This is a genomic window from Pseudoalteromonas sp. TB51 (assembly GCF_000498055.1).
GTDB lineage: Bacteria > Pseudomonadota > Gammaproteobacteria > Enterobacterales > Alteromonadaceae > Pseudoalteromonas > Pseudoalteromonas atlantica.
Genome location: NZ_AUTO01000310.1, coordinates 1 through 12,134 on the forward strand (window position 1 = coordinate 1; position 12,134 = coordinate 12,134).

The 12,134-nt window shown below is 41.7% G+C and carries 9 protein-coding genes, 1 other RNA gene and 1 pseudogene; 8 read left to right on the forward strand and 3 right to left on the reverse strand.

The features are described 5' to 3' along the window. Window positions 1-262: LysR substrate-binding domain-containing protein (locus tag L650_RS0118935; RefSeq protein ID WP_029774070.1), on the forward strand; the 262-nt coding region annotated here is incomplete at its 5' end. On the opposite strand, the gene L650_RS0118940 is transcribed toward L650_RS0118935, so the two are convergent. Continuing rightward, the gene (locus L650_RS0118940) at window positions 259-1,221 is read right to left on the reverse strand and encodes a YihY/virulence factor BrkB family protein (RefSeq protein WP_004589124.1); all 963 of its coding nucleotides are present in this window, start codon (window positions 1,219-1,221) and stop codon (window positions 259-261) included. The genes L650_RS0118935 and L650_RS0118940 overlap by 4 nt on opposite strands. A 131-nt stretch (window positions 1,222-1,352) precedes the next feature. Between L650_RS0118940 and L650_RS0118945 the strand changes: the two genes are divergently transcribed. From L650_RS0118945 to L650_RS0118965, 6 genes and pseudogenes are all read left to right on the forward strand, one after another. Beyond that, the gene (locus L650_RS0118945) at window positions 1,353-2,423 is read left to right on the forward strand and encodes a mechanosensitive ion channel family protein (RefSeq protein WP_052026279.1); all 1,071 of its coding nucleotides are present in this window, start codon (window positions 1,353-1,355) and stop codon (window positions 2,421-2,423) included. Between the two features lie 562 nt (window positions 2,424-2,985). Continuing rightward, window positions 2,986-4,151 (forward strand): annotated as a pseudogene (locus tag L650_RS0118950) (dicarboxylate/amino acid:cation symporter). Window positions 4,152-4,184: 33 nt separating this feature from the next. Continuing rightward, window positions 4,185-5,246 (forward strand): putative porin, encoded by a 1,062-nt coding sequence (locus tag L650_RS0118955; RefSeq protein ID WP_029774071.1) that lies wholly within the window; start codon window positions 4,185-4,187, stop codon window positions 5,244-5,246. A 493-nt stretch (window positions 5,247-5,739) separates the two neighbouring features. Then, the gene (locus tag L650_RS0118960; protein WP_164835577.1) at window positions 5,740-7,128 is read left to right on the forward strand and encodes a transporter substrate-binding domain-containing protein; all 1,389 of its coding nucleotides are present in this window, start codon (window positions 5,740-5,742) and stop codon (window positions 7,126-7,128) included. A gap of 4 nt (window positions 7,129-7,132) precedes the next feature. Continuing rightward, entirely contained in the window at window positions 7,133-7,447 is a 315-nt protein-coding gene (locus L650_RS23925; protein ID WP_262974702.1) for a sensor histidine kinase, read from the forward strand. Further along, window positions 7,444-8,856 (forward strand): sigma-54-dependent transcriptional regulator, encoded by a 1,413-nt coding sequence (locus L650_RS0118965; RefSeq protein ID WP_004589118.1) that lies wholly within the window; start codon window positions 7,444-7,446, stop codon window positions 8,854-8,856. Before L650_RS23925 ends, L650_RS0118965 begins: the two co-directional genes overlap by 4 nt. Before the next feature lie 74 nt (window positions 8,857-8,930). Here L650_RS0118965 and rnpB read toward each other — a convergent pair. Together rnpB and rsmI are read right to left on the reverse strand one after the other, a co-directional pair. After that, window positions 8,931-9,288: RNase P RNA component class A (gene rnpB / locus L650_RS0119155), an RNA gene on the reverse strand. Window positions 9,289-9,330: 42 nt separating this feature from the next. Further along, on the reverse strand, window positions 9,331-10,188 hold the full coding sequence (gene rsmI, locus L650_RS0118970; RefSeq protein ID WP_024033320.1) for a 16S rRNA (cytidine(1402)-2'-O)-methyltransferase: 858 nt from the start codon (window positions 10,186-10,188) through the stop codon (window positions 9,331-9,333). A 61-nt stretch (window positions 10,189-10,249) separates the two neighbouring features. On the opposite strand from rsmI, the gene L650_RS0118975 reads away from it, so the two are divergent. Next, entirely contained in the window at window positions 10,250-12,133 is a 1,884-nt protein-coding gene (locus L650_RS0118975) for a penicillin-binding protein activator (RefSeq protein ID WP_029774072.1), read from the forward strand. Window position 12,134 lies beyond the last annotated feature (1 nt).

Genomic DNA, 12,134 nt, shown 5'->3' on the forward strand with positions numbered 1-12,134 from the left:
CGGGGCAGATATGCGCTGGACAGTAAGTCACTTACGTAACTCTATTGATATGGTTAGCCAAAACTTTGGTTATGCATGGCTGCCTAGTGCACAAATTAAACCTTATCTTAAAAACAACACACTTAAGCCCCTTAATTTAGAGCAAGGTACAACCCGCTCCTTAAAGCTTTATTTAATGTGCACCGACAATGACCGTTTAGGCCCCGTTGGCCAAGCATTTACTCAACATCTCATAAGCTTGTGCAATAACGAGCCGGGCTAAGAGTTTGTCGGCTCATCTACATCAAGGTGATCAGCAACATAGGCTCCGCGTTTACCGCGTTCTTTAGCGGGGCCTTTGGTACTATCTTTCGCTGTTTGTTGTTCGGTTGCCGCATTTATTACCGCCCCAAGCGTAATAATATAGGCACTTATATAGAGCCACATTAGCATAATCACTACCCCGCCTAACGAACCATACGTTTCGTTGTAGCTTGCAAAGTGAGAGACATAAAACGAAAAACCAATTGAGGCTAAAATCCATAATACAGTCGCAATACACGAGCCAAGTGTGATCCAGCGCCATTTAGCGGGTTTTCTGTGTGGTGCATAGCGATACAAAAGCACCAATGCAAAATTAAACATAAAGGCGAGTAATGGCCACGATATTAACTTTATTAGTAAGTCTATACTTTCTTTTAAGCCCACTAAATTAAGTACTATGGGTAAAATACCTATAATTAGCAAAGCAAAAATAGCCACTAAAATAGCCCCTACCGAAAATAAAAAACGTACTAACTGAGCATGAAAAAATGAGCGCTTTTCGTATTCATGATAACTAATGTTACAGGCAGTAATGAGCGCTTGGCTGCCTTTAGAGCTACTCCAAATAGTAAGAATAAGTGTACCAATTGCACTTAAGCTTAAACTGGCGTTAGAGGTTTGAGCCAAGCTCGAGACCTGAGATAAAATTAAATCGCTCGTGCTTTGCGGTAATAAGGTAACTATTTTACTCAGGTGTTCACTAATATCGGTGGGCGATGAAAAGTACGCATACACAGAAACCATTGCAGCAATAGCAGGAAAAATAGCAAGTAAGGCATAAAACGCAACGCCCGCTGCAACCAGCGATAAGTTATCTTGGCTCATTTGCTTAAAAATACGTTTGGCTATGTCCCACCAACCAATAACCGGAATGTGCACTGGCTGCTCGGCATGTTGTCCCCGTTTAGGTTTGCTCATTGTTTGCTCCTTTTTAGCCTATTATCGAGCAAAAAGTTTGCCAAGCTGTGCTTTTGGCATTGGTATTAAACTTGCTGCTTGCTAGATTATTTTAAATACCAAGGTAATACGCCATGAACAGCCTTATAACTATGCTAATTGCAGTGAACACCACGGCTGTGAATGCCTTAAACACCCCAGAAAGCGTGCTCAGTTGGCAGTATTTATACGCCCAAAGTTTGCAATTACTTCACGCAACAGCGCAAATATTACCCACTCTTTTATTAGGTTTTATACTTTTAACTATTAGCTACTTTGTCGCCAGTCCTTTGTCTAAGCTGTTAGTAAAACCGCTCATTTATATGACCGACAGTAAACTTGTGCACTTAGTGGCCAAACGCGGGATTAGCATTTTAATTTTATTGCTGGGCGTGTATTTATTTTTACGTTTAGCAGGACTTACCGAATTTGCTATTGCCATTATGAGCGGTACCGGATTAATAGGCTTAATATTGGGCTTTGCCTTTAGAGACATAGCAGAGAACTTCATTGCTAGCTTACTGTTGAGCGTTCAACGGCCATTTAAAATAGACGATGTAATAGAAGTCGATGGCCGCTTAGGTGTGGTTAAAAAGGTCACCGCTCGCGCAACCACCTTAGTTGATTACGATGGCAACCATATACAAATACCTAACGCCACGGTTTATAAAAATACCATTAAAAACCTAACTGCAAATCCAAAAATGCGTGCCAAGGTGGTGATTGGCATAGGTTACGATAACGATATTCGTTACTGCCAAACACTCGCCCTTGAAATTGCAAACAAGCAAACGGGTGTGATTACTGAGCCACCAGCACAAGTACTGATCAATAATTTAGGCAGCTCAACAATTAACTTTAATCTGTTTTTTTGGGTTAACAGCGAACAACATAGTCCGTTAAAAGTGGCCTCGCAGTTAATGCGTGAGCTAGTAACCGAATTTACAGCGCAAAACATCAGTATGCCAGATGATGCCCGCGAGCGTATTTTACTCAGTGCACCTGATGAGAGTGATACACAAAAGCCCACCAATAAAGCTGAGCAACCTTTAACTGCTCAGCAAAGCTCTAAGCAGCTGCAGCAGCAAAATGAAACGGTTGATGATGTAAGTAGTGATACCGACGAAATTCGTGATCAAGCTGAAAAATCACGGGATCCTGAACAGGGTAAAAATATTATCTAAGCTAAACGTATAAGAAAAAATAAAACCACATACAGCCAATTTACAACTTAATAATGTTTTAAACCCTAAAAAATCAAAAAATATGATTAATTAATGCATTAAATATAACTTTTGTTATATCAATAATAAAAGTTATACACCTATCAACTCATTGATTTTAAATAAGTTATTTATAAATCATCATTTAAGCCGCCTTTAACCCGTCTTTCATTATTAATAATTATTCAAAAAGTTATATTAACAAACCGCCAACCAAAAACAATAAAATCAATAACATTCAATACGTTATTAACAAAACCGTGCTTGGCACTATTAATGCAATAACAATAATCTAACAACTTTAGAGCTTAATTATGCACGTGTACAAACAACCCCTATCGAAAAAGGCTAACGAAAGCTTGTCCATAAAATTGCAAGCCCCTTGTGTGGCCTGTGCACGTGCCAGTGCAATATACGCGTTAACGCCCTAAGCAAAAGTTAAATAGCTCCCACTAAATATTATAAATAATTGGAATAACACTATGACCAGTACAACAAGTATTAATAACAACGAGCCTAAAAAATGGCGCTCTGGCTAAAAATACTCATAGGTATGATAGCGGGTATTATTGCCGGCATGCTGTTAGGCAATAATGCTGAATATATAAAACCAATTGGCCAGCTATTTATTAGCGCCATTAAAATGTTAATTGTACCGCTTATATTTTGCTCATTAATTGTTGGTGTTACCTCAATGAAAGACACCACTAAAATGGGGCGTATTGGTGTTAAGTCAATCGTATTTTATTTAGCCACCACCGCAGTAGCTATTTCGATTGGTTTGGGTCTTGGGCTGTTGTTTGAACCTGGCGCAGGCTTAAATATGGTTGCAACCACAGTCGCTGATGCTAAACCAAGCCCTACCTTAGTAGACACCATTGTAGGTTTAGTACCAAAAAACCCAGTAGGCTCATTAGCCTCAGGTAATATTTTACAAATTATAGTGTTTGCGTTGAGCTTAGGCATTGCTTTAAACCTCATTGGTGAAAAAGGCGAACCCGCTAGCAAAATGTTTGAAAGCCTAGCNTGGCTTGGGTATCTGGCAAGTACGGACTGGATGTTTTACTGCCACTTATAAAAGTAATTGGCTTAGTGTACCTAGGCTGTATTATTCACGTTTTAGTGTTGGGTGGCGGCTTTGTAGGCTTACTAGGCAAGCTTAATCCACAGCGTTTTTATAAAGGTATTATTGAAGCGCAAATTATTGCTTTTACCACCACAAGTAGCTCAGGTACTTTACCTGCCAGCATTAAATGCGCCACCCAAAACTTAGGTGTATCACGCACTGTATCAAGCTTTGTACTGCCTGTAGGCGCCACTATTAACATGGATGGCACCGCTTTATACCAAGGCGTATTAGCACTGTTTATTGCCCAAGCCTTTGGTATTGACCTCACCACAACAGATTACTTAACCATTATAGCTACAGCTACTTTAGCCTCTGTAGGCACCGCTGGTGTACCCGGTGCAGGCCTTATTATGCTTTCGCTAGTACTGACCACCGTTGGCTTACCACTTGAAGGCATTGCAATAGTTGCCGGTATTGACCGAATTTTAGATATGGCGCGCACCACCATAAATGTAACTGGCGATTTAATGGTTACTTTATTAATTGGTAAAAGCGAAGGCGAGCTTGACGAAACCCTTTACAACCAAGACAACACAGCGGCTCAACCCGCTAAGCAATAACCCTCGATTTAGTAATTTTATAGAGAGCAAACCATGACTAGTAAACTTATATATTTACCCGTTGCATTAGGTGTTATTGCCTTAGCTAAACCTGCCCACGCAGATATTACAATTGAAGGTTTAAATGGCCTTGAAGCCGTTAAGCTATTTGGCGATATGCGTATGCGCTTTGAGCGCACCGAAGGCGATACAATTGACTCAACAAGCCGCGCCCGTTTACGTGCCCGATTTGGTATTAAATACGCAGCTACCGATAACTGGTCAGCGCAAATGCGCTTTAGAACAACCTCAAGCCAACACGATTCAACCCATCAAACTTTTGGTATCACCGATACCAGCGATAACGATGACTTTGGTTTAGACCGCGCCTTTATGAAGTACACAGGGATTAGTAACACCCAAGTATATATTGGTAAAGCGGCCCCCGTTTATATGCATTCATCAGAGCTGCTTTTTCGTGACGATATAGCGCTAGAAGGTGTACAAGCTAACTGGAGTAACAATACGTTTAGCGTTAATGCGGGGCATATTATTCTTGAAGAAAACGTCGATAATGGCGAAGGCAAGCGCGATGCTAGCTGGCAACAGCTACAAGGTGTTTATGCTACAAGTTTTAATAACATTAACGTTAAAGCCGGTATTGGCGGAATTTTTGTTAGCGCCTCAGATACGGCCTATGCCAGTGCTGAGTCGGGCCTTGATGATGACCAAGCAGGCAACGTAATGACCTACAACCTTGATGTACGTTATGGCGCAGTGCGCTTTGCAGCCGATTACTACACAAGTGAAGCCGACAGCGAAAATACAGCGTTTACTGTACATGCTCGTTATCAAATTAATAAACAGTTTGGCCTGCGTTTTTACGTGCTACGTACCGAAGCCTATGCATTGCCTATGAACGGCGCGTTTACGCAAACTAATACTCCGGGTTCTTATACCAATATTAAAGGCACACGCGTACAGCTAGATTACAAAATTGCAGAGAACCTAAATGCCGATTTAAGGTGGTTTAGCGTGGATAATATTAATAACGATATACCCACTAACAACAATGGCCGCGATCGCATTCAAGTAAACCTAAACATGAAGTTTTAGTACTAAGGCATGTTGACCAATCGTGATTAAATTTACAGTAGTGAGTTTAGTATTTAGCAAAAGCGATTATTAAGCCCACTCGCTTAAAAGCCAAGCGCCTTGCTTAAACTGCCCTAGCTTAAAAAACGTTAATCTACACAGGTCAACATCCTCTAAATAGGCCCAACCAATAAAAGCGATTTAATAGCCGATATTAAATCGCTTTTATTTTATTAAACAGCCTTAAAAAGACATAACTGCCTTACAAAAAACCTTAATTAACAATTAATTTATTCTTATTTAGTTTAAAGTATAAATAGATAAGACTTAAAACCATGATAAATTCGTTAGTACCTAATTTATATAAAATTAAAATACAGACTATAGTCCCCTGCTGCCAACTAAAAACAACCTTTTTGCGGCTGTAAAAGGAACATAAACGCCATTTTATTTGTACTGTTTAGACAATTTACTAACGCACTACCACAACTAAAAAATGCAGAGGTTTACTCACTTGTTTATTAAACAAAACGCTTGGTTTTATGTATTAAAAATAGCGCTACTAAGCCTACTGGGTATTAATAGCCTAAACTGCATTGCACAAGCTAATTTATCGCAGCCTAAACAAATTATAGTGGGCGGAGATTTTAACTACCCTCCTTATGAGTTTATTAACGAAGATGGCGAACTTACAGGTTACAACGTAGAACTTAGTCAAGAAATAGCCGCTGTAATGGGGCTTAATATAAAAATAAAGCTAATGCCCTGGGCCGAAATAAGAGCCGAGTTTGACCGTGGAAATGTGGATATTTTACAAGGCATGGCCGCCACACCCGAGCGCACCGATCTGTATAACTTTAGCCCGCACACGTTTGTTAACCACTCTATATTTGCGCGCGACAATAGTCCTAAAATAACGCACTACAGCGAGCTTGAAAACTACCGCGTTATTGTACAAAGCAATGGCTCGGCATTTGATATGCTTAACCACTCAGGCTTAAACATTACCCTTATACCGGTTGAAACCCATGCCGATGCCCTGCGCTTGCTTGCCTCTGGCCGCTATGACTTTGCAGTGGTTTCAAACTTACCCGGCTTATATTTAAGTAAAAAATTGGGGCTATCAAACATCACTGCTATTTCTAGCCTAGAAAGAAACCGGCTTTATGGCTATGCCACTAAAACCGCAGATGAAGCGCTGTTATCGCAATTTACTCAAGGCTTAGCTATTTTAAAAAACACCGGCCGCCAGCAAGAAATTTACGACAAATGGTTTGGCCCGTTAAACGTATCACCTTGGTCAAAAGCTGGTGTAATAGCGGGTATATGTGTAGTGGTGCTGCTACTAATTAGTACCGTGGTGATAATTTGGAACAAAGCCCTGCGCAAAAAAGTAGAAAGCCGCACCAAAGAGCTACAAGCGCAGCAGTTACAGCTACTTCATGCAGATAAAATGGCCTCACTGGGGGTACTGGTTTCGGGAGTCGCTCACGAAATAAATAACCCATGTAGCATTTTAACGTTAAATTTTCCGTTTATAAAAGAAGCCTTTGAAGATGCAACAGACATACTTGATGAGCATCAAGCACGCCAAGGCGATTTTCTTGTTGCCGGTGTAAGCTATCAGCGCTTTAAACATATGCTGCCAGAAATTTTAGACGATATGCACATTGCCAGTAACAAGGTAAAAGGCATAGTAGAGGATTTAAAAAGCTTTGCCGTAAAAGGTGAAGCATCGCATGAGAAAACTGAGCAGCTAGATTTAAACCTACTAACAAACCGCTCTATTCGCTTAGTCACAAATCAAATTAAAAACTCTACAAACCACTTAGAGGTTAACTTAGCCAACTCACTGCCTGCGTTTAAAGGCAGCGGNCAGCCGCATCGAGCAAGTAATCGTTAATTTAATTTTAAATGCCTGCCAAGCGCTTGAAGACAAATCGCAAAAAATTATTATCACCAGCTATTTCCATACTAAACACAATCAGGTTGTGCTGAGCATTGAAGATCAAGGCGTAGGCATTGATCAACAGCACTTAATTAAGCTCACCGACCCGTTTTATACCACCAAACGACAATCTGGCGGCACCGGCTTAGGGCTTTCTGTATCAGCGGGGATCGTGGCAGATCACCAAGGCCAACTCACCTTTAAATCAACCCTCGGTAAAGGCACAAAAGTAAAGCTATCACTACCCTTATTACAACACGAGAGTGAACTATGAATACTAATTTATATCCTAGTTTTGAGGTCCTCATTTGTGATGACGATAACAGCTTTTTACGAAGCATATCGTTTGCAATAGAGCGCTACTGCGGCATTAACAACATTGTACAATGTAATGATAGCCGCGATGTAATTGCCAAACTAAACCAAGGGAATGTTCGCGTTGTATTGCTTGATTTAAACATGCCACATATCAGTGGCGATGAGCTTATAGCGCAAATTACAGAGCTTTTTCCGCACATTTCGGTGGTGATCATCAGCGGCATTAACCAAGTAGAAGCCGCTGTAAAATGTATAAAATTAGGTGCTTATGGTTATCATGTAAAAACAGAAGATCCCGAACGCCTAAGCAATAGCATAATGCAGGTGGTGCGTTTTCAAGAGCTAAACCTAGAAAACCAAGCCATGCGCGGCTATCTGCTAGAAAACCAAACAAGCCTGCACCCTGCGTTTTCTAAAATTATTAGTGTGGATCATCAAATGCATTCGGTGTTTAATTACATTGAGTCTATATCAAATAGCCAACAACCTATTCTTATAACCGGAGAAAGCGGCGTAGGAAAGGAGCTTATAGCCAGAGCCATTCACGAAACCAGTAGCTGCAGTGGCGAACTTGTGTGTGTAAACGTAGCCGGCCTTGACGATAACTTATTTTCGGATACCTTATTTGGCCATAAAAAAGGCGCTTTTACAGGTGCTGAGCAAGCCCGCAAAGGCATGATAGAACGCGCATCAGGCGGGATACTATTTCTTGATGAAATTGGCGATTTAAACCTGGCCTCGCAAGTAAAGTTATTAAGGCTTTTGCAAGAAGGCGAATATTACCCAGTAGGCAGCGATACCCCAAAGCGCATCAACGCGCGCATTATTGCAGCCACCCACCAAAATTTACTCACTAAAAAAGAAAATGGCGAATTTAGAAACGACTTATACTACCGTTTAAAAATTCATCATGTAAATATTCCGCCGCTTAGAGAGCGCAAGCAAGATATAGCCTTATTACTCGAGCACTTTTTAACGCTTGCCGCACAAGAATTTAATAAACCGGTGGCAAGTATTCCAAAAGAATTATTAATTTTACTCGAAAACTACGCTTTCCCGGGCAATATAAGAGAGCTGCGCGCCATGGCCTTTGATGCAATGAGCACCCACCAAAGCGGCGCACTGTCTATGAAAGCGTTTGAAAGCGTACGCAGCGCCGTGCCCAAATTAGATATGCAAGCCCAGCTTGCCAAGCCGTTATTTGAGTCAACATCAACGCTACCCACTTTAAAACAAGCTGCAGAATTACTGGTGGCAGAAGCGATGAAACGTAGCAACTCAAATCAATCAATGGCAGCGCAACTACTCGGTATATCGCAGCCAGCACTGAGTAAGCGACTTAAAAAAGGACAACCTGAGCCTTAAAAAACAATAAAGTTCTTAATCAAATTTTAGGCACAAAAAAGCCCGCAGCGTTAACTGCGGGCTTTTTTGTTGAATGAGTGAGTTAGCCTATAAGCCGGGTTCTGTCCTTTCCGAAGAAAGTGATAATCATTCGTCTAGGCCATAAATCGCTCTATGGCTCAAGCAACCTACCCGGTTCCAACGTGGGCCACGCCATAAGGAACCCTATTTGGTCTTGCTCCGAGTGGAGTTTACCTTGCAACCAACTGTTACCAGTGGCCCGGTGCGCTCTTACCGCACCCTTTCACCCTTACCAACCCGAAGGTTGGCGGTCTCCTCTCTGCTGCACTTGTCGTNCCCCCCAGCCGTTAGCTGGCACTCTGCCCTGTGGAGCCCGGACTTTCCTCCCCCTGATCATTTTCGTCACAGGCAGCGATTATCTTGGCTAACTCGGCGCGCAGTATACATGAGCTGTGCCTTGTACGCAGTAAAGATTTACTCTTTTTCGTCAATAATTGTTTTATACAGGGCGTTTTTCTTCATTCCAAAGTATTCAGCAACAATACCACAGGCTTTTTTCATCGGCATTTCGCTTTCAAGTAGCGCCAGCATTTTACGCGCCTCTGGCGGTATATCGTCTACTTGCTTGGGTTTACCTGGCAACATGAGCACTATTTCGCCGCGTTGCTTGGTTGGGTCATCAGTTAAAAACTGCTTTAACTCACTTACGCTACCATTAAAAAAGGTTTCAAAGGTTTTGGTTAGCTCTTTTGCAAATACCACTTGTTGCTCACTACCTAAGGCCGCTTCTAAATCATCTAGGCTTGCCATAATACGGTGGGTGCTTTCGTACATTATGCTGGTAATGCTTGAGTTTACAGCTTCTATGAAAAAATCTTGGCGGGCTTTACTTTTAGCCGGTGTAAAGCCAATAAACTGAAAGCGATCTGTTGGCAGGCCTGAGCAACACACTGCAGTAATAGCAGCACACGCACCGGGCACGGGTGTTACATGCGCGCCTTGCTCGCGGCACAGGTTTACAACGGCATAACCTGGGTCGCTTATCAGCGGCGTGCCGGCATCTGAAACTAGCGCGATATTTTTGCCTTCGTTTAGCCAATCAATAATCTGCTGCGCTTTTTGTTTTTCGTTATGGTCATGTAATGCAAAGGTTTTAGCCTTTATACCAAAGTGGCTTAATAGCTTACCGGTGTGGCGCGTGTCTTCAGCAGCGATTAAGTCAACTTGCGATAATGTCGCGATGGCACGCTGGCTTAAGTCGTCAAAATTGCCAATTGGGGTGGCAACAATGTAAAGAGTGCCAATTTTCTGTGAATTCTCCTCATTTAACATTGAGGTCTCCTGCGTCAGTCAGTAATATAAGCAAATCGCGTTAACGTATTGGGAAATCATTGTGCGACTTAAACTTGTTAGTCTATTAATTATATTGTCAGGGTTATCGGCCTGTAGCACAACCGAAAAACCAATTAAAAATAGCGATAGCATTAACACCAGTGCGAATGCGCTGCAAAATCAAGCAACCAGTGCCGATGCTATTTATAAATTAGCGCTTAATCGTACCGGTGCCGACAAAATTCAATTGCTTTATAGTGCGCGTGATGCGGCTATTTCGGAGCAAAGCTGGCCGTTACTTGAAAACATTTGTAATGAGCTTGAGCAAACCCCAAGTGTAGATAAAATTCAAAACCGCTTATACATTGCTTATGCACAAAAGCAGCAAAATAAAAACGACCAAGCGCTCGTTATTTTGCAATCGCTCGATGGCCAACTTAAACAGCCTGAACACTTTGCTTGGCATCAATATTTAACTGCTAGCATATATGCATCGCAAAACTTTCCTAAGCGCGCCGCACCTTATTTTTTTAGAGCCTCAGAAACTGCGAATAAAAACAATATTGAGATCCCAGCTCTGCAAAGTGCGCTTTGGGATAACTTAACAAAGCTGTCTTCTTATGCGCTAGAGCGCTTTAATCGTGGCTCTGTTATTCAACAAGGTTGGACTAACTTAGCTTTGTACCACCAGGTATATGCAAATAGCGGTGTAGAGCTTGACCAAGCCATTAATAATTGGCGCCGTCGCTACCCTGGCCACCCTGCCGTAGCTATTTTAACCGAGCAAGATGAAGCCCTAGCCGACCTAGCACCAGTTAATATAGAGCGATTAGCTGTACTTTTACCGCAATCAGGCGCAAATGAGCGCTTAGGTGACGCCCTAAAAGCCGGCATTTTGGCAGGGCTTGATAAGCAAACTATTAGCGACACTGTTTTTATAGATGAGAACCTTTCAACCCAAGTGCTAAGCGAGCAGCTGAGTCAATTTAATCCAGACTTTGTGATTGGGCCATTATTAAAAGCGAATATAGATAAACTTGCGCAAGCTAAAACACTTATTGATACCCCAACATTACACTTAAATACATTTGATGGTGAGCGACTCTCGCTGCAACATTACTTTTTTGCTTTAAGCCCTGAGCATGAAGTGCAGCAAGCGCTGGAGCACTTTTTAGCTAAAGGTTATCAAAAGCCTATGTTATTAGCGCCTAATAATGCCAATGGTCAGCGTTTGGTTGATTACTTTAATATTCAGTGGCAGCGCTATAGCGAAACAAAACCGCAAATTGGGTTTTATAATGATAACAAAGACATGCCAAACACAATTACAAGCTTGTTAGAGGTTGATAAATCTAAGCAGCGTATTAAAACGGTTAAGTCTTTATTTAAACAAGAAGTAGAAAGTGAAACCCGCTCTCGTAGCGATATTGATGCGATTTACATTTTAGGCGACGCTATAGAAACACGCCTGATAAAACCTTATTTAGATGTAAATGTAAGTACTTTTGCACAGCGGATACCGCTTTATGCCAGCTCTAAAAGCCATAGTAAACAAATAGATCGCACCGATAAAGGCGATTTAGAAGGGCTTTACTTTACAGAGCTTCCGTGGATGCTTAATGCGACAGTTAAACAACATAATTTACGCAACCAATACAACACGCTGTGGCCTGAAAATGCCGATATAAGCCAACGCCTATTTGCCATGGCTTACGATGCCGTGTCGGTGCTAAGCGACATTAGGCAATTGAGTGTAATGCCCGGTAATAAGTTTACAGGTTTAAGTGGAAAGCTTTCGGTGAATACAAGCGGACACATAGAGCGTACGCTTGATTGGGCGCAATACACAAATAGACGCATAAAAGCCGTACAGCTAGAAACAAAGCAGCCCGTGCCTTTATTTATGCAATCAGCCAACGAAAGCAATACGCTTACGTTTGATTAAT